Annotated in this window: 13 protein-coding genes, 1 tRNA gene and 1 pseudogene; 6 read left to right on the forward strand and 9 right to left on the reverse strand. The window is 51.9% G+C overall.

Going from position 1 to position 22,388, the window contains the following annotated elements; translation table 11 throughout:
- Window positions 1–49: 49 nt before the first annotated feature.
- Together H6G21_RS00255 and clpB are read right to left on the reverse strand one after the other, a co-directional pair.
- A tRNA-Thr gene (locus H6G21_RS00255) sits at window positions 50–122 on the reverse strand.
- A gap of 144 nt (window positions 123–266) precedes the next feature.
- Window positions 267–2,891, reverse strand: coding sequence for an ATP-dependent chaperone ClpB (clpB, locus tag H6G21_RS00260; protein WP_190569317.1), 2,625 nt, complete (start codon window positions 2,889–2,891; stop codon window positions 267–269).
- A 476-nt stretch (window positions 2,892–3,367) separates the two neighbouring features.
- Here clpB and H6G21_RS00265 point away from each other — a divergent pair, with 476 nt between their 5' ends.
- Together H6G21_RS00265 and H6G21_RS00270 are read left to right on the forward strand one after the other, a co-directional pair.
- Window positions 3,368–4,228, forward strand: coding sequence for a hypothetical protein (locus tag H6G21_RS00265; protein ID WP_190569319.1), 861 nt, complete (start codon window positions 3,368–3,370; stop codon window positions 4,226–4,228).
- Between the two features lie 378 nt (window positions 4,229–4,606).
- Window positions 4,607–6,229 (forward strand): hypothetical protein, encoded by a 1,623-nt coding sequence (locus H6G21_RS00270; RefSeq protein ID WP_190569321.1) that lies wholly within the window; start codon window positions 4,607–4,609, stop codon window positions 6,227–6,229.
- Between the two features lie 336 nt (window positions 6,230–6,565).
- On the opposite strand, the gene H6G21_RS00275 is transcribed toward H6G21_RS00270, so the two are convergent.
- The 4 genes from H6G21_RS00275 to H6G21_RS00290 all read right to left on the reverse strand — a co-directional run bounded on the left by H6G21_RS00275 (window position 6,566) and on the right by H6G21_RS00290 (window position 12,822).
- Entirely contained in the window at window positions 6,566–7,462 is an 897-nt protein-coding gene (locus tag H6G21_RS00275; protein ID WP_190569323.1) for an SPFH domain-containing protein, read from the reverse strand.
- A gap of 224 nt (window positions 7,463–7,686) precedes the next feature.
- The gene (locus H6G21_RS00280) at window positions 7,687–9,546 is read right to left on the reverse strand and encodes a DUF3685 domain-containing protein (protein ID WP_190569325.1); all 1,860 of its coding nucleotides are present in this window, start codon (window positions 9,544–9,546) and stop codon (window positions 7,687–7,689) included.
- 6 nt (window positions 9,547–9,552) lie between these two features.
- Window positions 9,553–12,156 (reverse strand): hypothetical protein, encoded by a 2,604-nt coding sequence (locus H6G21_RS00285; RefSeq protein WP_190569327.1) that lies wholly within the window; start codon window positions 12,154–12,156, stop codon window positions 9,553–9,555.
- Between the two features lie 207 nt (window positions 12,157–12,363).
- Window positions 12,364–12,822: a Fur family transcriptional regulator gene (locus H6G21_RS00290; protein ID WP_190569329.1), complete on the reverse strand. Its 459-nt coding sequence runs from the start codon at window positions 12,820–12,822 to the stop codon at window positions 12,364–12,366.
- A gap of 1,019 nt (window positions 12,823–13,841) precedes the next feature.
- On the opposite strand from H6G21_RS00290, the gene H6G21_RS00295 reads away from it, so the two are divergent.
- The 3 genes and pseudogenes from H6G21_RS00295 to H6G21_RS00305 all read left to right on the forward strand — a co-directional run bounded on the left by H6G21_RS00295 (window position 13,842) and on the right by H6G21_RS00305 (window position 17,822).
- Window positions 13,842–15,203: an MFS transporter gene (locus tag H6G21_RS00295; RefSeq protein ID WP_190569330.1), complete on the forward strand. Its 1,362-nt coding sequence runs from the start codon at window positions 13,842–13,844 to the stop codon at window positions 15,201–15,203.
- Window positions 15,204–15,763: 560 nt separating this feature from the next.
- A pseudogene (ilvB, locus tag H6G21_RS00300) lies at window positions 15,764–17,512 on the forward strand (biosynthetic-type acetolactate synthase large subunit); the annotation flags it as partial.
- Between the two features lie 106 nt (window positions 17,513–17,618).
- Window positions 17,619–17,822, forward strand: a complete 204-nt coding sequence (locus tag H6G21_RS00305) for a hypothetical protein (protein ID WP_190569335.1) — start codon at window positions 17,619–17,621, stop codon at window positions 17,820–17,822.
- Between the two features lie 191 nt (window positions 17,823–18,013).
- Here H6G21_RS00305 and H6G21_RS00310 read toward each other — a convergent pair whose 3' ends face one another.
- Together H6G21_RS00310 and H6G21_RS00315 are read right to left on the reverse strand one after the other, a co-directional pair.
- On the reverse strand, window positions 18,014–18,256 hold the full coding sequence (locus H6G21_RS00310; protein ID WP_190569337.1) for a hypothetical protein: 243 nt from the start codon (window positions 18,254–18,256) through the stop codon (window positions 18,014–18,016).
- A 72-nt stretch (window positions 18,257–18,328) separates the two neighbouring features.
- A complete protein-coding gene (locus H6G21_RS00315) occupies window positions 18,329–19,315 on the reverse strand; it encodes a chlorophyllase (RefSeq protein ID WP_190569339.1) in 987 nt (328 codons plus the stop codon).
- A 94-nt stretch (window positions 19,316–19,409) separates the two neighbouring features.
- On the opposite strand from H6G21_RS00315, the gene H6G21_RS00320 reads away from it, so the two are divergent.
- Window positions 19,410–19,610 (forward strand): hypothetical protein, encoded by a 201-nt coding sequence (locus H6G21_RS00320; protein ID WP_190569341.1) that lies wholly within the window; start codon window positions 19,410–19,412, stop codon window positions 19,608–19,610.
- On the opposite strand, the gene H6G21_RS00325 is transcribed toward H6G21_RS00320, so the two are convergent.
- Window positions 19,557–22,322: a DUF4347 domain-containing protein gene (locus H6G21_RS00325; RefSeq protein ID WP_190569343.1), complete on the reverse strand. Its 2,766-nt coding sequence runs from the start codon at window positions 22,320–22,322 to the stop codon at window positions 19,557–19,559. The two genes, H6G21_RS00320 and H6G21_RS00325, sit on opposite strands and share 54 nt — an antisense overlap.
- Window positions 22,323–22,388: the final 66 nt, after the last annotated feature.

Below are 22,388 nucleotides of genomic sequence, written 5' to 3' on the forward strand. Positions count from 1 at the left end.
TGAGACCCAGAAATCTTTTTCAAAAATGACTATAGTTTAAAACTTAAAAAGCTGGTGACAAGACTCGAACTTGCGACCGGCTGATTACAAATCAGCTGCTCTACCAACTGAGCTACACCAGCAAAAATTTTCCCGTCACATGAACTATTATAACGTGTCTTTGCTCAATGCAACAGGAAAATTTAAGATTGTCCGACAAGCTGCCCATAACCCTCAACCCATTACGGTTACAGGCACCCTACAGCAACAGACACTGGCGATAGACACTATTGCGTAACCGTCAGCTCCGAAGGCAACCGCTTGAACTCCAGCCGCTCCGTCGCCCCCACATCCACAAAGATCGTATCCCCCTCGCTAAACTCACCCCGCAGAATGCACTTCGCGATCGCGGTTTCCACCTCCTTCTGGATCGCCCGCTTAATAGGCCGAGCCCCATAGACCGGATCGTAGCCAATGTCCGCCAAGAAATCCAACGCTGCATCCGACAGCTTCAGCGTCATCTTGCGATCGTCCAACCGCTTCGCCAACCGCTGAACTTGTAGCCGGATAATGTTGCGGATTTCGTCCTTTTGCAAACTGTGGAAAATGATCGTTTCATCCACCCGATTGAGAAACTCAGGCCGGAAACTGCCCCGCATCGCCTCCATCACCCGCGATCGCATCTCCTCATAGCGGCTATCATCCCCCGCCACATCCAGGATGTATTGCGATCCAATATTGCTGGTCATGATGATGATCGTATTTTTGAAATCCACCGTGCGCCCCTGGGAATCCGTCACCCGCCCATCATCCAGGATTTGCAACATGACATTAAATACATCCGGATGAGCCTTCTCAATTTCATCAAACAGAATCACCGAGAAGGGGCGTCGCCGCACCGCTTCCGTCAGTTGTCCCCCCTCGTCATAGCCAATGTAGCCCGGAGGCGCTCCGATCAAGCGAGAAACCGCGTGCTTCTCCATGTACTCGGACATATCAATCCGCACCATGGCATCTTCCGTATCAAACAGGTAAGCGGCCAAAGCCTTCGCCAATTCCGTTTTACCGACCCCCGTGGGACCCAAGAAAATAAAGCTCGCAATGGGACGATTCGGATCAGCCAGCCCCGCACGGGAACGCTGAATCGCATCCGCCACCGCAGTGACAGCCTCATTTTGACCAATCACCCGATCGTGCAGCTCATCTTCCAAATGCAAGAGCTTTTGCATTTCCGATTGCACTAACTTACTGATAGGGATTCCCGTCCACTTACTGATGATCTCAGCAATGTCCGATTCAGTTACCTCTTCCCGTAGGAGTGATTTACCCGTTGTTTGCGTTGCTGTGAGCTTGGCTTCTGTCGCCTCCAGTTTCTTTTGCAACTGGGCCAGTGTTCCATATTTCAGTTCCGCAGCTCGGTTCAGGTCATAATCCCGCTCCGCCTGTTGCACTTCCAAATTGACCCGATCGATCTCCTCCTTGATCTTCTGCAACTCACCAATGCCACCCTTTTCCGCTTGCCACTGGGCATTTAAGCGACTTTGCTCTTCCTTGAGATCCGCCAGTTCCTTTTCCAGCCGTTGCAAGCGCTCCTTCGACGCTACGTCCGATTCCTTTTGCAAGGACAGCCGTTCCATCTCCAGTTGCAGAATCTTGCGATCGACCTCATCCAACTGCTCCGGCTTCGAGGTAATCTCCATCTTCAGCTTAGCCGCAGCCTCATCCACCAAGTCGATCGCCTTATCCGGCAGGAAGCGATCGCTGATGTACCGTGTTGATAACGTCGCTGCCGCCACCAAGGAACTATCGGAAATTTTCACCCCATGGTGCAGTTCATAGCGTTCCTTCAGCCCCCGCAGAATGGAAATCGTGTCCTCCACACTGGGCTGATCGACATAGACCTGTTGGAAACGCCGCTCTAGGGCCGCATCCTTTTCAATATATTTGCGGTACTCGTCCAAGGTCGTCGCCCCAATACAGCGCAACTCGCCCCGCGCCAGCATCGGTTTCAGTAAATTCCCGGCATCCATCGCCCCCTGGGTTGCCCCTGCACCCACTACGGTGTGGATTTCATCGATAAACAGGATGATGTTGCCCTGGGAATCGGTGACTTCCTTCAGCACCGCCTTCAGCCGCTCTTCAAATTCCCCGCGATACTTCGCGCCAGCAATCAGCGCCCCCATATCCAGGGCAATCAGGGTGCGATCTTTCAGGGACTGGGGTACATCTCCGCTGACAATCCGCTGGGCCAGTCCTTCCGCGATCGCCGTTTTACCCACCCCCGGTTCGCCAATCAGGACGGGATTATTCTTCGTCCGCCGGGAGAGAATCTGGATCGTCCGGCGAATCTCATCGTCCCGACCAATCACCGGATCCAGCTTGCCTTCCTTGGCATACTTAGTGAGATCACGGCCATATTTTTCCAGGACTTCGTATTTGCCTTCCGGATTTTGGTCTGTCACCTTTTGATTCCCCCGAATCTGCTCGATCGCTGTTTTTAATTTTGCTTCATCTAGCTTGAATTCTACGAATAATGCCTTCCCAAAGCGGGTATCTTGGGCATAGCCCAGCAGCATATGCTCGACAGAAATAAAATCATCGCCATACTGTTTACGGTAGGACTCCGCCCGATCGAGTAAGCTATCCGCCGATCGGCCAAAGTAAACATTCTGGTTAGCACCACTTACCTTAGGCTGCTTGGTGATGTATTCCTCCGTGCGTTCACGCAGCCGCTGCACGCTCACCCCCAGTTTGTTGAAGACGCTGGTTGCTAAGCCTTCCTGTTCCAGCAACGCTTTCATCAAATGTTCCGTTTCAATCTGTTGCTGATTAGCCTGTTTCACGATGTCGGGGGTGCGCCCGATCGCTTCCCAGGCTTTTTCGGTAAATTGGTTTGGATTGCTCGGTTGCATCGCATCCCCCGTCGTGATTTCGTATTCCTTTATGTAATTATTCTAAGGAAGCAGACGGGGACTGGGGATCGGGGTACCGGAATCAGGCAGGTAGGGACTGCCGTCTACTAGTGCTCAACAGCCTTCGTCTCCATCTTTTTGCAAGATCTCCGTATTTTTACTGGGCTTCCGCCAGCTTCTACCAAGCTAGGAACTTCACACAAGCTTTGAATGGAGCCGATGAGTTGACTACCCAGTCCACACAGGCAATCTCCAGATCGATCTCATCACGCGAATGACTGGAATCAGACGGGCAACATGAAGGTTCTGTAAAGCAAAACCTCGATGGAACCCCCAGAAAACAGGTATTCCTCCGAATCCAGTTTGGGGGCAGCATCTCTTTTAATACAAGGAAAGAACGTTCTAGGGTCTTGTGCAAACTGACCCGATGCAAATCGATATCCAGTGCTCCACTGTCCTTTGCAACTACACTATCCATGAAATGCTCTCTCAACACCTTCTCAGCAAAACGATCGCTGGGAATTCTTTGTATCGGTACCATGTTTTGCTTAGCAGCCCCCCTAGCGGCCCACGCTAAGCCCAAAGCGGGTAACACCACAACACCTGCCCCTACTGCCCCCCCATCTGGTTCAACTACGCCATCTAATACCAGCACTGCTAATACCAGCACTGCACCGACCTTTCAATCGGCTTTTTCGCTCCTTTTGTCTCCTCAATACGGCAGTACCGAAAATACCGGGGCTTCTGCCAAGTTGAACTTCAGCTTTGCCCAGCAAGGAGACAATGTCCTTCTAAATTTGGACATGACGAATACCACCAATGGCAAGCTGGGTTTGGGGGCAACGGCATCTACCTTGGTGGGTGTGGCGTTTGACATGCCCTCCTTCCTCAACTTCAGCCTGACACCGTCTGGGAGTAACTTTACTCAACTTTGGAAAAACGTTAACCTGTCACCAACCAATCAATTTGGCACCTACACCGCTGGGATTAGCACACCTCGCAACTCCTTTGAAGGGGGCAATGCCAACGGGGGCCTGAAGGCGGGTGAATCGACTACCGTGAGCTTTTTGCTGAGCGGTGGCAAGCTGAACGTTAACGATGTGAGAAATAGCTTCTTGACGGGCTTCTCTTCCGGCGGTTTTAAAGTGGCCGGTCGTTTCCAACAGGTCAATGCTGGTGGTGGCAGTGACAAAGTGGTGGGTAAGATCCAAATCGCAGAACCCCCCAAACCCAGAAAAGTTCCTGAACCCGGTTTAGGGTTAGGGTTGGTTGTAATGGGAGGCGGTATGTTGTATCGCAATGTCCGCAATGTCCGTCGCCGCACAAGTGTCATTTAATGGCGTCAAGCCCCATGGCAACGACTTGAGACATATCCCCCAATGGGTTGATGACTAATTGCTTGATGATCTCTTGATTTTTATCACCCCTAAATTTTGCAGAGTAGAGAGTGCTAAATGCCCAAACTCTACTCTTTTTTGTATTTTGGATGATTTGCACTGTTTTGATGGGTTGAAAAAGGCTTTGAAAGGGGTTGAAAGATCTACGATCGGAATTTTTACTCGCTTTGTGTAAAAGAATGATGAAGTGGGAACTTTTAGGAATATGGGTTGTCTAGGGAGGAAATTAGGCTGGTGCATCCGATTACAACCGAAGCCTACATCTGTTCTACAAGTTAGTGATTCTACAAGTTAGTGATTAATTTGCATTCACCTTTGATGCTCTACAAATCCATGAAAAAATCTGCTTCTGCCCAAGCTTTACATCGTTTCAAATCGGTTTCGATCGCTGCTTTGACGCTCACTTCATTGCTGGGCAGCTATGCCATTCACTCACCCTTCGTGCAGCCAGCTTCTGCAACCAGTTACATTACTCAACAAAGCTGGTCTGCTAATCTCTTTTTGGCCCGATTGACCACTGCAAATCAATTGGTTTTGCAATTGGATATTGGCAATAAACCAATTACTAGTTATGCCAATGCGGTGTATCAAATCTATGCCCGCCGTAACAATGAATGGGTGCAGATTTATAACAGTACAGGTGCCCGGTTGATTACTAACAGTAATGGACGGATTACCCTGGCTCCAGAAACGATCGATTGCGGAGAACTCCAGAAACAGTTGGGTACAACCGACCTTTCCCAAGTGGAACTCAAGGCCGTTGCTTTACTGCGTTACGATGAGCGGGGTGGTAGACGAGATCAACTTGTGCGCTATGAGCAGATTCAACGCTACAGCGCGATCGCAATGAGTAACACGGTGCAAATTGCTAGCAATCAGACCTTTGACTATCGCAGTCGTGACGATCGAGATGATGATGACGATCGCTACGAGCGTAAAAATCGCAAAGATCGGGATGATGACGATGATCGAGATGATGACGATCGCTACGAGCGTAAAAATCGCAAAGATCGGGATGATGACGATCGAGATGATCGCAAGAAAGACCGTCGTAACCACAGGGATCAGGTGCGTTTAGAGCGAGGTGGATTTAACCTCTCGATCGTTCAGAAAGAACGAACCCTCTCCAACGTGATTGCTCGAATTTCCTTTAAATCGAAGGAACGTACGGGATTTTCTGGAGAACAGTTTTTAGGCGATTTTAAATACAAGCTGAAAGACAAGTACAAAGCTAAGTTTGTTAAGGGCTTGAAAGCTGGCGATCGTGTAGTCGTTCGGCTATTCAATACCAAGAATGAATTTATCGGCTACAGTGAATTTGAAATGCTGTCGGAACACACAGCAGTCACGTTAGTTCTGCCCGATCGTGCTTCAGACTTCGGTCTCGTGCGGACGGTGTACGGTGTTGATGTGAACCAAGATTACAGCATCGATCGATCAGTCCAAATGTATGACTTCTTTACTCAAGTAAGCCGGACTCAACGGTGGCAAGAGGCCCAAGTTACTTTCTTCAGCGTTGCTCGAAACATTAACCTGAGTGCTTTCGATTTGATTGGTTTACCTGCACCCCAGCGCAATTGTAGCTATCCTGCTTCTTTCCAAACAGGTAGCTTTATGCTAGTCAATCAAGTGTTATCTGTGTTTAGCCGCAATCTCAGTTCGGTTCTCACGGCTGTTCCTGGGACGGTAGTACAAACGGTCAATATTAGCCAGACGACGACCTACCAAGTGAGTCAGCTAATCACCACTTACCAATCCGTAAACACGAGTCAAGGTACGGTTTTGGTGGTCGATCGTGACGATGACAAGTACGGCAAAAAGAAGAAAAAGCATTGCAACCAAGGCATTGGTAATGGTTCCGAAGGCTGCGATCCGGGTAACTCCCAGCCCCACGGTGGGAGTAATGATGAAGGGGGTCGGCGATCGGGTAAACGCAAATAGTCGGCTGCTAGTCGCGGCTGATTAGGCCGCTGCTGTTGGCAGACGGTTATTGACAGGCGGTTATTGACAGGCAGTTGTTAAAGGAAAGACTGGGCAATGGGCGCTAGACTGGATAGACCCATTGCCCAGTCTATTTCGTTAGATCATCTACACAGCAATCTCCAGGATATTCGCTGAACTTTGGGAAATGCCAGTTTCCAATATGATCTCTTAAGTGTATACAGCCCCTAAAACAAAACTGCTCTGACTAACGTTCAGAGCAGTTTGCGCAAGGATTATCAATAGCAATCCAAACTGTGTTGAAGTTTCAAGGACTCAATGTTGACGATGCTGTTACTATGCAGCTCCGTTACCGGGGTGGTGACTATCCTTGGGTAATGGGTGTACCAGCAAATCACTGAGGGCTTCATTGAGAGCACCGGGATTCATAAAGAGAATCTTGGAATTTTCACTCTTACCGATCTCAGCGTTGGCTTTTACAAAGTCTTGGGCAATCAAATACTGCAACACCGCTTGGGGATTATCTGAGTTTTCCAAGGCCTCCGATAGCTGACGAATGGACTCCACCGTAGCACGGGTGATTTCCAGAGTCGCTTCCCCTTGGGCACGGGCGGCCCGTTGTTTTTCCAGAGACTGCCGCATCTCATCGGAAATACTGATGTCTTGAACCTCAACCCGAACCAGGTCAATGCCCCAGGTATTCAAAGGCTTGAACGGAGGACGGTTTTCCGGATCAGGATAAATTTGCTCGTGCTGCAAGCGTTGCCGAGCGACATCTTCATCAGATTCCCGCAGCTTTTCTTCAATATCTCGCTTAAGAGAATCACTAATTCCGCGAGTGGAGGCGATCGCCTGTTGTAGCTCAAACTTACCTAGCTCTGCCCGCAGAGAACTGAGAACCAGTTCCTTCAGCGACTCTTCCAAATCGTCAACCTTGTAATAGGCGCGGTACAGATCCACAATTCTCCAGTACACGATCGCATCCACCGTAACGGGGACAGAATCCTTGGTAATGGCTTTTTGGGGCTCGATGTCTAACAACTGCTCACGCACCGTTTCCACTAACACCGAGTCCATGACCGGAACAACAAAGTTTAGTCCAGGCCGAAGAGTCCGCTTATACTCCCCTAAGCGCTGAACTAACGCTTCGTCACCTTCTTCAACGATCCGCACGGAGCCAATAATGTAACCCGCAAACATCAGTGCGATCGCACCCAGCAAAGACTCAAACATAGTTGTGATGGATTGTGATGTGTTGTGTGAATTACGAAGTTTCCAATAGCCGAAATTGTGACGACATCTTGCAGCTTCAGTGTAGTCGCTTTACCCAAAAATGACACAGTCTTGCAAAAGTTTTTAGCGGCAATTTTTAGGCAGGTTAGATCATCCTCTAAGATTCCTTGAGAGCCATCTCGTCTGAGAGCAATCTTCTTCCATACAGCTCTCGGCTACCTCCATTATGAGCGCCGATCCTGCCACGCATCCCCAATTCCCTTGGCAATGCCTCGGCCAATCAACCCCAACCCCCGTCCCACCACTTCTGTCAGCAGGTAAACGACCCCTGCCCCCAAGATGGAAAATGCTGCCCGCAACCGAGGAGACAGGGCATCTCTGGCTTCCAGGGCGATCGTGACGGCTAGGGGAATGCCAGACAACGTTTCTAATTCCTGGCGACGGGGTGAATAAATCGCAATGCGTCGAATGCCTCGATCGCTCAGCGTCCATAGGCGATATTGGCTTTCAAAGATATGGGTGGGGGTATCAAACCAGCGATCGCGCCGATACCGCCAAGACAGATCATTGCGAAAGCGTTCAATTTCGCGGCTCGTCATATGCCGCCGATCGTAGAAATTTTGTTTAATCGGCTCCCAGTCTGCAAATTGATTCAGAATAGGCTGAATCACTGCATTGGCAATTTGAATGACCAGGTTTTCTAAAATCGCTGCGGCACGATCGAGTTGCTCCGAGGAGACGGGTGCCGCGCCAGGACTAGTCAGCGTAAACTCTTGAATCAGAGGGGTTTGAAACAGTAAATAGGCAAACAAATCCGGGACAAGTGGAATCTTGGACAAAATGTCCCGTTGCACGATCGGATAGCTATGGAGCACCGCGGGTACTACTTCAATGGTTTGGATACTATCGCGTAGGGTATAGTACTTCCCCAAAAAGTCGATGGTTGAGGCTTCCCACAGATCGGTGAGGAGTTCAGCCTGTTTAGCCGTTAATTGCGGAGGGTCTACCTGGGCCAAGGTCAGTTCAGCCAGCAAGGTTTCCACCTTACGGAGCACAACATAGAGCAATTCTTGCTTGCGATCGAGGCGCAGAATATCCATCTCCAAGGGAATCGAGCTGACATTCTTCAATTCCCAGCGAAGTTTGCTCGCGAGTCGTTCGAAAAGCAGGTCTTGCACCTTTTTGGGGGGCATGGCGAGCGGTTGCGAAACTAGGCCCGATTTCGTGAAGGGTGAGCTGGTGAAGGGTGAGTCTGCGGAGGGCCAAGACGGTTGGGAGGCTCGCCACTGGGATGAAGAGGGTGACATGGATGGCAAACTGGGAGGAGACAAACTCTCCGTTGGCCTGGTGGAAGCAGGCAGCTTGGGCGAGGGGCTAGATTGTGAGGCTAACTGGGCCAAAATCCAGCGAGCCGCCCGTAACTCGCGGCAGCGGCCTTGGAGCACGAGGCGATCGACCCAAGATAAGGCTCGCGTCCGGAGTTGTCGCTCTAGTTGCAGCAGCAGGGTGTCAATTTGTTGAATTCCAGCGAGGGGGATGGATTGCCCAGACGATTGCCCAAACGATTGCCCAGACGTGCCTGGTAACTGCGATCGTGGTTGATTGCCAGGGAGAATAAATCCTCGCTGATCCGTTGGCAGCGGCAGATCCGCTGACCAAACGGTTTCCCCTTGCAAAATCTGCGTAAACCCCGATATTAGGCTTTCGATCGGTGTGTCCCGAGCAAAGCACCCCTCGACCCCTAATTGCCGAGCCTCGAACAGCGCCGGATCTCGCAAATCCGCCAGCAAAATAATCTTAATTGTCGGATTGATTGCTTTTAAGGCTTGGCAAAGGGCTAACCCCGATCGATCTCCGTAGCCCCGCCCGGTTAACGGGACTCCTAGCACCACCCATTGAATCGCTTGGGGGGTGTCACGCAAGGTCATAAAGCGTTCCCACGCGAGATCCGTTGTGGTGACTTCTGCAACAATCTGCCAAGGATGCTGTTGCAAGTAGAAGCTTAACTCTCGTCGCATCGCAGAGTCAGCCTCCACGACCATGCAAATAACGGGAGCCGTCAATTCAGCAAACGAGGCATTCATGGAAATTTAAGGAGAGGAGCTAGGGGGAGTAGGATCCGTTGAATTATCTCTTGGAGAGGGTTCAACACGGTCTGAAGATACCTCAGATGGATTGGCCTCTTCAATGCTGTCGGGATCTGGTGCAGAGGATTCCGTTTGCTGATCGGAGGATTCTGCGGGATCAGCCGTTTTGAGTTCTTGGCGACGACGAATTTCAGCCCGTTCTCTCGACCATTGCTGAATCGCACCCTGTGCTTCAGGGTACACCGATCGACTAGACACTTGGGAGGCCAATTCGATCGCGCGGGTCAGAGAGCCTTCTGCTGCTAAGCCTGTCGCTCGATCCAGGGTTGCCCGATCGGCGATCGCTTGTAACTGATCTGCCCAATTGGCGATGTCCTGCTGCGCTTCTCGGTGGAGCGCACGCTTGGGCGCAATGCGATTGGCTGTTTTGATAGCCTGCCCCAACTGACCGGACTGGGCTTGGGTGCGAGCTTGTACCAAAATAGGTCGATCTTCCAGGGTCTGAATTTGGCTATTCCAGGCACTCATTTGGGTTTGGGCTTCAACCCTCAAGGCCCGTTTAGGCAAAATTTGGGCTGCGAGCAGAATCGCCTGTCGCAATTGCTCCACCGTACCCGCCTGGGCCAACTGCTGAGCCTGAACCAAAATAGGGCGATCTTCCAACCGTTCTATATCTTTGCGCCACTGGGCGAGGAAAGTTTGGGCTTCAATTCGGCGGGGCCGTTTTGGGGTAATGTGCTGAATCTGCCCGATCGCCGCTTGCAGCATCGGCACCTGGCCAAGATTCGCTAGGCTTTGGGCGACTGTGATCTGAAAAGCATCTTCTGCCTGCATGTCCAAACGCGGTTGCAGCGCTACAGCTTGGGCTGAGAAGGGACTTTTACGATCGATGTGTTGCAACGCAAAATTTGCCAAGGTGATGCGTCCCAGTTGTTGCAGCAAGGGCTGTCTGGGAAGAGCTGTCCCATCTAATTCCGAGGCATGCACCAGTGCAACCAAATCTTTATGGGCTTCGGTGAGTTCAATGTTTTGTGGAATGGACTGAATTAAACGACTCGCTGTTGCAATGTCTTTTTGGGACAATTTTTGAGCAGCTAACTTCAAGACCCGATCGCGCCATCCTTGGATTTCCTTGAGGGCTGCTTGCCAGACAAAGGTTTTGCGATTGATGGGATCGGTCAGCGCGATCGCCTGCCCCCAAGTCTCCACAGGTTGGCCTTTGACAAACGCTTGGGCTTGTTTGAGGTAATAACCCGCTAGTTTCTCGTCATCAATCTGTTTGCGAATGTCCGATAACCGATTTTGCCACTTGGGATCGTCCACCAAGGTTAGCTTTGCCAGCAAATCCGATGATTCATTCCAGGATTGCTGCTTTAATGCCACCATGATGCGATCGTAGAGTTTTTGACCGCGATTGCGTTCCGTCTGCCAGCGCTGAATGGAGTCTTTCACCTCGCCGTAGAGGGGACTGGATTCTGGAATGGTTTGGGCAATTTGAATCGCCCCATCCAAATCCCCTTGGTTCAGTTTTTCCCGCGCCAAGCTGAGCAAGGCATTAGACCACTGCTCGAGCGATCGTTGTCCTTGGGTATATAGAGGATGATCCGCAGACCAATGTTTCACGAGATTAATCCCGCGCTGAATGTCCTCCGGTTGACCAGATTGGGCAGCGACTTGGGCACAGTACAAGCGTTCGGCATCGACCGACCAAGTGGAAATCTTTTCGCATTCAGGCACCGGAGGAATGCGGGAGAGCCACCACATGGCCGCTGTCCCACTACCGGCCACCAAGACAAAAACTGTAATAACAGCCACGGCCCATCGGTGTTGCACGATCGTCCGCGTAGTGTGCCTATAGGCAAGCTGAGCCTGGGTTTTCGTGGCTTGCCCCACCGCAGTACAGCCTCGCTTGAATTGGGTTACGCTCGCTTGGCCCACTCGTTTGAATTGTTGTTTAGCCTGCTGGCTGAAGGGGCGGCGAGATTGGGGGGGATTGGAGGAAGGGGCCTTCCGCGATCGTTGCTGGGTTTTCCGGAATCTCCGATTTTTTCCCTTCGTAGAGGGCGTTGATCCCCGATCGAAAAATGCGGGAGAGGCTGCATCCGAACGATCGTCCTCCCGATCGAGATCCTGATCAATGGCAATATCAATTTCCCTCAAGGCGGGATTGCTAATTTCGTCTTCCCAGGGATCAAAGGCCACTGGTCTCACGGCCTCATTGGCCCAAGGATCGACAAACCCGGGGGGAAAGGGGAGACGATCCGCCTGTGGCTCTCCACTGATTTCCTGTGTACCGTTTTCCTGTGTACCGTTTTCCCAACGACCACTGATGCCTTCGATCCTTGACAGAGGCAGCGTATGGGAGAGTTCAGCGGTCGCTGCATCCTCCAGAATCCCTTGGGCTGGCTCTAGTCCAACCTCAGGCTCAAGGGGGGGCGGGATGGGCTGTTCAGGCACACGAATCACAGGCTCTGACTCCACCACAAATTCATTGTGAGTCGTGGGGAGTTCTTGAGTCAAACGGTTCCGGGGAAGGACAGATTTGCCTTGGGATGGCGGCTTAACAAATGCCTGCAACCAAGACTGTACAAGGGGTTTCCTAACCATGACGCACTGGCCGAGTCAATGGAGCAACTGTAAGGTACGCCTATTGAAACACGAATTTCCAAATCTGAACCGCCCCTGAAAGCGAGGATCACAATATTTATCATCCGGATGACTCGTTCTGTTCAGGGGATGGGGCTCCTTGCAGGCTGTGAGGGGATCGATCGAGGAGATGGAGGCTGTCCTCCCCTGCCATCTACCAAGATGCCGTTATTCCCCGATCGGTTCCGAGGAAGCTTTGCGATAGCCGTAAAAATCAATGCGATATTCGGTAATGTTGACGCCGGTCTGGGCTTCGATCTGTTGAATCAGTTCCGGCGGTAAATCCACATGCACATCAATGATTTGCTGGGTATCCAGACAGTTGACGTGACTATGGGCATCACTGATGTTGCCATAGAGACGACCATCGGCCCGCTCAATGCACTCAATTACCCCTTGCTCGGACAGGGCTTCCAGGTTCTGATACACCGAGGTATGGCCGATCTCCTTGCCTTGGCAGTTGAGGCGATCGTAAATTTCACGGGCAGATAGATGTTCCTGATCCTGCCACAGGAGTTCTAGGATGTAGCGTCGCTGTCGGCTCAAACGCATTCCCAAGACTTGACAGCGTTCTACAGCGTCCTCTAGAGAACGAATTGGTTTCAGTGCTTCCCCGTGAGTTTGCATAGATTGTGATTTTTAACCTAAGTGCGGAATAAAAGCAGAAAAGTGAAATAAATCGAGATTAAGGCGGGTATTGTCAAACGTTTTATTGGTTCAATTTTAGCCAGACAAACGAGAATTTAATGAGACAACCTGACTCGAAATCATGAGGTTTTGAGGAAGTTTTCTAGGATTGAGTCACTGGAGCGATCGCTGGATGGATACTGCCCTTGATGCTACTGAATGACTACAGCGCATTAGAGCCTACTGGCCTACGGTTCAATTCTGGTCACAGCTACCCTTAGCCAGCCCTGCCCACGGTCAACTCTGCCCACGGCCAGCCTAACCCGTCCGTAGTAGCCAACTAGTAGCCAACTAGTAGCCCAGTGGGCTAACTGTCCTACCCCTGAGTTCCAGAGTACGCGACTCATTTTGCCCAGTAACTTTGTTCAGACATGCTTTTCATTCTCGAATACTGAGCCAAGCTAAAAACTGGCATTGGCTACAAAATCAATTCACTAGAGCAGCAGTTACATTTGAGCCATCAATCTAACTCCTGAGTCATCAATCTAACCCCAGTCACTGTTTTCGTCTTTTCGCTCATAGGCTGAAGGTGAGCAAGTTGAACTGATCTAGAAACCCTATCAGACGTTGAATAAATGCCTACACCCGTAATGACTGATGCTGGCTTACATCTGCACTTATCTGAACATAATCTACCTATGTTCTATCACAAGCTAAGTCAAAGTCGCTACAACTTTGATTTGTCAGCATTCTCCACTTCCCTTGGGGCTACCCCCTTGGAGTTTGCGCCTTAAGTTCGTTGCTCTAAGTTCGTTACTTTAAGTTCGTCACCTTCAAGTTGTCACTGTGAGATCGATAACTATGCGGATTGGGATGACTAATCCTTGTAAACTGCTGAGACATTTTTCTTCAGGACTAGCCAGAATTCACCTCCAGACTGCACACTAGGGGACGGCTTCTCTCAGTCCACTTTTCGTGAGTCCACTGCGCGTCAAGCCACTTTTCTTCCCCATGACGATATGCATCCCGTGAGTCAGCAACCTCAATCCACTGGTTTTTCGGCCCTCCTGCGCGATCGTGCCTTCATGCAGCTTTGGATTGGCCAAATTTGTTCCCAGCTTGCGGACAAGATTTTTCTGACCCTCCAAGTTTCTCTCCTCACAGAAAATCTACGGTATCAAGCCTTTGAAATTAACATGGGTTCAATCCAATGGGCTCTGGATCCGAACTCGCGGTTGTTGATTTTGTTTATTGCTTCCACCATTCCGGCCATTTTGTTTGGCTCGGCGGCGGGAATTTTTGTCGATCGACGGCGCAAGAAATCTGTCCTGTTCCATTGCAATCTCTGGCGGGCCATTATGCTGCTGCTGCTACCGTTCATTCCCGGTGGCTTTCCGTTGCTAGTGGTGATTGTGTTTGCTGAGTCGGTATTGACCCAGTTCTTTGCCCCAGCGGAACAAAGTGTATTACCCTTTTTGGTGGCTCGGGAGAATTTAATCGCGGCTAATTCCCTGTTTGCGACGACGATGATTGGCTCGATCGTGGTGGGGCATGCGGTTGCGTCCCCGATTTTCGATCTTGTGGAGTACCTCAGCCGGGGACTTGGGAATCTTCCCTTTGAGTTTGGTAAGGAATTCACAGTAGGGTTGCTGTACCTGGCAGGCGCGATTATTTTGGCTCGCTTGCCCATGCGGGAAACCCGCCAACGGGCTGAAGACACCTTGCATCCTTGGCAAGACTTCAAAGCGGGCTTGGCTTATCTACGCAAGGATCGCCTGGTGAGTAACGCGATCGTGCAGCTGATGATTATCTACTCAGTGTTTGCTTCGTTAACCGTGCTGTCGATCGCCCTGACGAGCAAAATTCAAATCAGTCCCGGCCAAAAACTCCAGGCTGACCAATTTGGCTTTTTGATTGCGGCGGCGGGAGTCGGCATGATTTTGGGGGCAACGTTGCTGAACGTCATGGGCGATCGCTTCCACCACAAACCTCTCCCCCTGATTGGCTTTCTGAGCGTCAGTTTTGCTTTGTTTTGCTTTGCGTTCATCCATCAATTGGCGATCGCGTTAGTGTTGAGTGCCTTTTTGGGGCTGGGGTCGGTGCTGATCGTAGTCCCCATGCAAACGTTGATTCAGCAGCAAACGCCCGCCTCGATGCGAGGGAAGGTCTTCGGCTTCCAAAATAACGTGATCAACATCGCCATTTCCCTGCCCCTAGTCCTGACAGAGTTTTTCGTCAAACTGTCTCCTCCCCTAGATCCCACCAATCCCAATTCTCCTCGTGATCCAGGGTTCGTTTTACTAGGGATTAGCGTGATTGTGGCGGCGATCGGGATTTGGACTTGGCGCAGAAGTCGTCAGGTTTTTCAAGATGTTCTATGACCCAAGATGTCCTGTCAACGATTCCCTAGGCAGGCTGTCCTATGAACTCAGCCATCAGCCAGCGGGATTCTCTGGATAATCCGCTCTACTTTACCTCTCCAGGAGGATGAGCTAGGTTGTCCACCCGATTAGCTGCTGGGACTTGTAAAGACAGGTTGTAAAGACAGGTTGTAACGATGTCATCAGGTGTTGACCAGTCCTAACGGCTGTATCGCTGATAACATAACGCTTCCAGCCAAATCCGTCTAAATTTTTAAGCCTGCTGACCTCGACAGAGAACAAAATCGCCTCTAGACTTAGGTCTTATAGAATTGCATCAGTCGTTACAGAACTGATTTTTTTAAATTCCAAAAAAAGAAATTTCTTCTGGATCTAGATACTTTGCTTCAGGTCGATCGATATAGTCGATATAGCTGTCGCTCTATATATTCAGTGTAGCTCCTAGTTCAGCCCTGCGCGATCGGCTCAGCCAGTCCCTCTATTTTGGGTATCCTGAGGTTAATTCTCTTTTCAGGAAACTTTACTTCCATCCATCTAGACGCTTTTGGTGAGGTTCCCCAGTGCAATTGCAGCAATCGGTAGCAGTCCAACGGGTCACAGGTGCTTACGCGCTGCTCGATAGCCTTAAACGCCACGGCGTGAAGCATATTTTTGGCTATCCAGGCGGTGCTATTCTACCCATCTACGACGAACTTTATAAATTTGAAGAGCGGGGTGACCTGCGACATATTTTGGTTCGTCATGAGCAGGGGGCTGCTCACGCTGCCGATGGCTATGCGCGGGCGACGGGTGAAGTGGGCGTATGCTTTGCGACCTCTGGTCCCGGTGCAACGAATTTGGTAACGGGCATTGCCACGGCCCATATGGATTCCATTCCCTTGGTCGTGATCACCGGGCAAGTCCCCCGCCACATGATTGGCACCGACGGCTTCCAGGAAACAGACATCTGGGGCATCACCCTGCCGATCGTCAAGCATTCCTACGTGGTGCGGGATCCGCGAGAGATGTCACGGGTGGTGGCGGAAGCGTTCCACATTGCCAGCACGGGGCGTCCGGGGCCGGTGTTGGTGGATGTGCCCAAGGATGTGGGGTTAGAAGTTTTTGATTATGTGCCCGTTGAGCCAGGGAATGTGCGACTAGCGGGGTATAAACCAACGGTGAAGGGCAATCCGCGCCAAATTGGTCAAGCGTTGAAGCTGATTCGCCAAGCCAATCGTCCTCTGCTGTATGTGGGTGGGGGCGCGATTGTCGCGAGTGCCCAGGATGAAGTGAAGCAGTTGGCGGAACGCTTTCAACTCCCTGTGACCACCACCTTGATGGGCATTGGGTCTTTTGATGAGCACCATCCTTTGGCCCTCGGGATGTTGGGGATGCATGGGACTGCCTATGCTAACTTTGCGGTGACGGAATGCGATCTGTTGATTGCAGTCGGGGCACGGTTTGACGATCGGGTGACGGGTAAGCTGGATGGCTTTGCGCCCCATGCCAAGGTGATTCACATCGACATTGATCCGGCGGAAGTGGCCAAAGTGCGCCAGCCCGATGTGCCGATCGTGGGGGATGTCAAAGTCGTGCTCCAGGAGTTACTGGAACGCAGCCAAGCGGAAGCCGATCCCCAAAATCCTGGCCAGACCGATGCTTGGCTGGGTCGGATTGCCCGCTGGAAGGAAGATTATCCGCTGCAAGTTCCCCGCTACCCCGATATGCTGTCGCCCCAGGAGGTGATTGTGGAAGTGGGTCGGCAAGCGCCCCACGCCTACTACACCACGGATGTGGGCCAGCACCAAATGTGGTCAGCTCAGTTCCTCAAGAATGGCCCCCGTCGTTGGATTTCCAGTGCAGGGCTGGGGACGATGGGCTTTGGGATGCCAGCGGCCATGGGGGCGAAGGTGGCGGTGCCCGATGAGCAGGTGATTTGTATTAGTGGTGATGCCAGTATCCAGATGAATATTCAGGAGTTGGGCACACTGATGCAGTACGGCATTGCGGTGAAGACGGTGATTATCAATAACGGCTGGCAGGGGATGGTGCGGCAGTGGCAGCAAGCATTCCACGGTGAGCGTTATTCTTCTTCTAACATGCAGCCTTCGATGCCTGATTTCGTCAAGCTTGCCGAAGCCTACGGGGTCAAGGGGATTGTGGTGCATGATCGCAATGATCTGTCCAAAGCCGTGGCGGAAATGTTGGCCCACGATGGCCCGGTGCTGATGGATGTGCATGTGCGGCGGGATGAGAACTGCTATCCTATGGTGGCTCCTGGCAAGACCAATGCGGACATGCTGGGGTTACCGGAGCGGAAGCAGCTTGAGCGGGCGATCGAAGATAGTTAATCGAATATTGTCCAAGGCTGAGTCGCTAGTAAGGTCAATGAGAAAAAGTCTGTTCTCGTAGTGGGAGCAGGCTTTTTCCAGTTTCATGGGACTGGAGGTGCGGCAAGATTACCGGGTAATTAATCTCTGGGAAGTGGACGCCGCGATCGTATTTGAGCAATCCTTGAATGCACTCTTGCTCTTGGTGCCCGTCCTGAAGAATGGCGGCGAAACTCCGGTGGTCCAGCGAGCCTTGAATCAATTGCGCGGGGATAGCTGCATCCAAAACATTGCGTCAATACGAATCTGAGGAGTCAGAGGCGTTCCAGACTCCTGCCTCAATTAGAATTTGACGTTCTTTCTGTCGTTCTGGGCGGTTAAACTGCAATAATCTCACGGTTACTCGTCCAATCGGACTCAATGGCGAATGAGTCCCATTTTACCTTGAGAGGTTCGGACTCGGTGCAATCTGCAAGGGGTCGGTGAATCGGATTCTGGCGCTCAAAGCAACCTCGATCGCGCTTCTGGGGTGGAAAGCGCGACCGCTTCATACACCGCCGTCCCCGGTTGCAATCCGGCGATTAGGGTTTGCGTATCACTGAGGTTGCGATCAATAAAAGCGATCGACGTGATCGGAGAAGATGTCGCGGGTATCGTTAACGGATTCTGAAACGGTGGATTGAATGCGATCGAACTGGACAGATGAGCGGAAGATAGGTTCGACAAAGAGGGGGCGGTCAGCATAGCGCACAGTCTTCTGTATAGAGTAGAGTTTGACAATTTCAGTTTGCTAAAAACAGAAGGAAATCTAGGGATTTAACGAATCACCGTGACATTCGGATCGAGGTCATCCGCCACACGGAGAACCTTATCTAAACCTCGTCGATCGTTCAGCATGACGGTTCGGAGAAAGAGTCCGCTCCAATGGGCGATCGTCTGGGTTGCGATCGCTTGATCTAAAGTCGATCGACTGGGTTCACGAACGGGATTATCTTGATTCGTAATGCTGTAGTGATTCGCACCTGCGACTGTAATAAACGCTTTGGGTGGATTCACAATTTGATCGTAAGTCGCTCGACTGGCAGACGGTAATACAACGCCATCGAGACTGCCAACAATCAAGCCGATCGGAATGCCAGTATTGTTAATGGGCAAAAATTGCTGGGTCTGCTGATTGCGATAATTGGTGGCGTAGAAAATTCCGGCTTTGAGTTCCGGGGGGCGAGTATAGGTCCCGGAGCAAATCCCCGGTAAACAAAACTGGGTTTGGGTTGCGCCGAGTCCTGCGCCGCCGCCAAAGGAATGTCCCATCAATCCGAGTTTAGTGGGATCAACGAGTTTGAAAATGGGTGATTTGGGATTGCGATCTTCAATTCGCATTTGGGCGAGGACTTGATGTACCTGTTCCTGTTCGGCAAAAAGACCGGGAAAGAGTTGACCATTGGGTGCGATCAAGGTTCGCTGATTGTTGGGAACGACGACGACAAAGCCATAACGGGCGACTTGGGTGGCGAAATTGGAATAATCTGCTTTATCGACCAAGGCTCCCGGTAGCATCAGGACAACAGGCAATTCCGCCCGATCGCGTTGGTGTTTGGATAATCGAGGGAAGTAGACATCGGCTGGATCGCCATCAGCGGCAATGGTCAGGGCGGCACGATCGATCTTTTTGTAATACGTTGGGCGATCGTGCGCGGTCGCACTTGTGTTTCCACTTAAACAGACGATCGGAGTGAGCACGATCGCACTGAGCACGGCGGTTTGAAGGGGCTTTGATGGATTACAGGGATGAATGAGTTTCATGCTAAATCTCCTATCGTGAAGACTCCAATGATTGATATCAACATTTAACTGAGTGTTGCTTGCTTAAATTCTATGATGTTCAGGAAAATTAGTCGTGTCTACTCTTGCGATTTTGAACCGGATCATCTTGCGCAATGTGACGAAATTGATTGGAGGAGATGCCGATTTTATGTCCAAACAACACGATCGCCCACTTCGATCGGAGATTCTCCAAATCCAGTTGAGCGATCGTCTGCCCGAGTTAGACCGTGACGAAATCGGTGGAGTCAAGCTGGTTGACGGTGATGTTGTCTAACACCGCTAACGTTTCATCCGTGGCCGCGATCTTAATTCGGGTGCGGGTTCCATCCCGTTGGAAGGTGAGTTGGTTAAAGGTGAGGCCGCCCGTTAACCGGAAGCGATCGGTCCCATTTTGGAAATCGGTAATGCGCTGGTTACCGCCGGAAGCGAGGACAAAGGTATCGGCTCCCAGTCCACCGGTGAGGGTGTTGTTGCCCGTGCCGCCATCGAGGACATCATCCCCGTTCCCCCCAGACAATTCATCGTTGCCTGCGCCGCCAAATAGGGTGTCATTGCCGTTGTTGCCATTGAGGCGATCGTTCCCAGCGGTGCCATTCAGGCTATCTCTGCCATTGCCGCCGTTTTGGGTTTTGCCGACGACGATCGTAAAGGTCTGGGTGAAGGTGTTTTGTCCCCCGTTATCGGTGCCGCCGCTATCGCGTAGGGTGACGGTGACGATGGCGGTGCGGTTGGTAAGGTTGGGGCTGAGGTTGGGATTGGGGGTGTAGGTGAGGGTACCGTTGGGGGAGATCGTCGGTTGGACGCTGAACAGCGCATTGTTGTTATTGGTCACGGTGAAGCTGAGGGTTTGCCCCGACTCGTTGGCAGGGCCAGCGGAGAGATTGGTTGCCCAATTGGTTATAGTTTGTGCCCCAGCATTTTGGTTGACGGTGAGATCCGATCCTTTGGTAAAGGAAGGCGCATCATTAACAGCGGTGACATTGAGGGTAACGGTGGCAATGTTCGTCGAGTTGACGGTGCCGTCATTGGTGCGATAGGTGAAGCTATCGCTGCCATTGAAGTTGGCGTTGGGCGTGTAGGTGAAGGAGCCATCGGTATTGAGGGTGAGAGTGCCGTTGCTGGGACTGCTGACCAGGATGGCAGTGAGGGTATTGTTGTCGGCATCGGTGTCATTGCTCAGCACCCCGTTTGCTGCTGTCACCGTCAAGGGCGTGTCTTCGTTGGTGGTGAAGCTGTCGTTGGTGGCGACGGGCGGTTTATTGGGGACGTCTTTGTACAGCTTCGCGATCCTGCCAGAGTTATCTACTCCAGTGAGGATGAGGTCGAGCTTGCCATCGCCCGTGTAATCGCCCCAGGCGACGGAGCTCAAGTCTACTCCCGGCAGAGCAATGCTGGTGTCTTCCGTCAGACCGCCACTGCCATTGTTTTGGTACAGCTTCGCGATCCGGTTGCCAAAGATAGATCCAGTGAGGATGAGGTCGAGCTTGCCATCGCCCGTGTAATCGCCCCAGGCGACGGAGCTATTGAATACTCCCGGCAGAGCGATGCTGGTGTCTTCCGTCAGACCGCCACTGCCATTGTTTTGGTACAGCTTCGCGATCCGGTTGCCAGAGTTATCTACTCCAGTGAGGATGAGGTCGAGCTTGCCATCGCCCGTGTAATCGCCCCAGGCGACGGAGCCAGCGGCTACTCCCGGCAGCGCAATGCTGGTGTCTTCCGTCAGACCGCCACTGCCATTGTTTTGGTACAGCTTCGCGATCGGGTTGCCAGAGCTATCTCGTCCAGTGAGGATGAGGTCGAGCTTGTCATCGCCCGTGTAATCGCCCCAGGCGACGGAGCTAAGGTATACTCCCGGCAGCGCAATGCTGGTGTCTTCCGTCAGACCGCCACTGCCATTGTTTTTGTACAGCTTCGCGATCCGGTTGCGAGAGCTATCGAATCCAGTGAGGATGAGGTCGAGCTTGCCATCGCCCGTGTAATCGCCCCAGGCGACGGAGCTACTGGATACTCCCGGCAGCGCAATGCTGGTGTCTTCCGTCAGACCGCCACTGCCATTGTTTTTGTACAGCTTCGCGATCCGGTTGAAAGAGCTATCAAATCCAGTGAGAATGAGGTCGAGCTTGCCATCGCCCGTGTAATCGCCCCAGGCGACGGAGCTATCGCGTACTCCCGGCAGAGCAATGCTGGTGTCTTCCGTCAGACCGCCACTGCCATTGTTTTTGTACAGCTTCGCGATCAAGTTGCCAGAGTTATCGGATCCAGTGAGGATGAGGTCGAGCTTGCCATCGCCCGTGTAATCGCCCCAGGCGACGGAGCTACGGTTTACTCCCGGCAGCGCAATGCTGGTGTCTTCCGTCAGGGCGAGCAGCCCTTGATACGCTTGCTGGAACCCCGCTAGCAGGGGAGCATCGGTGTCGATGTGACCAGTGCTAAACTCCAGGTCCCAATCGCCCCCCAGGGCGGCGTTCCCCGTCAGGTCGGTGGATGCCGCTACATCGGCTCCGGTCAGGGTTGCCAGTTGGCTGACGAAACTCTGTCCGGTGGCCTCTGCCGCCACATCACAGCCATAGAGCAACACATCCGCATCCGCAGCCAGCGAACTCGACCAAGACTGCAACAGCCCTGCATAGTCCAGTAGGTTTGCCATATTCAGACGAGTGCTACCCAACTGCAACGCCCCATCACTGCCATGAGAGAACAGCGACACCGCTGCCAGGTTGTCATAGCCCGCTATGACTTGCGTGATCTGACCCAGTTCATTCCCCGAGGGGTCGAGCACATACACCGCAGTCCCCGGTTTTAACCCGTTGATCAGCGTTTGGGCATCCGACAAGCCCCCATCAATGAACGCCACCTCCCGAACCGCACTGCTCGCATAATTCGGCAGGTGCAGCGGATGGTTAGTGCTAGAAGTCAGTCCAAAAGGGGCGATCGCATCGGTTAAAGCGATCGCGCCGACGCTCGAAGAAACAGTCGATTGAAACATAGTTGTATGGAGGTTGTATAGAGCTTGTACGCGAAGCCATTAAGAGTCATCTAGCGGGCCGTAGCC

Origin of the sequence: Alkalinema sp. FACHB-956, assembly GCF_014697025.1 — a bacterium.
In the GTDB taxonomy this organism is placed as follows: Bacteria; Cyanobacteriota; Cyanobacteriia; order Leptolyngbyales; family Leptolyngbyaceae; genus Alkalinema.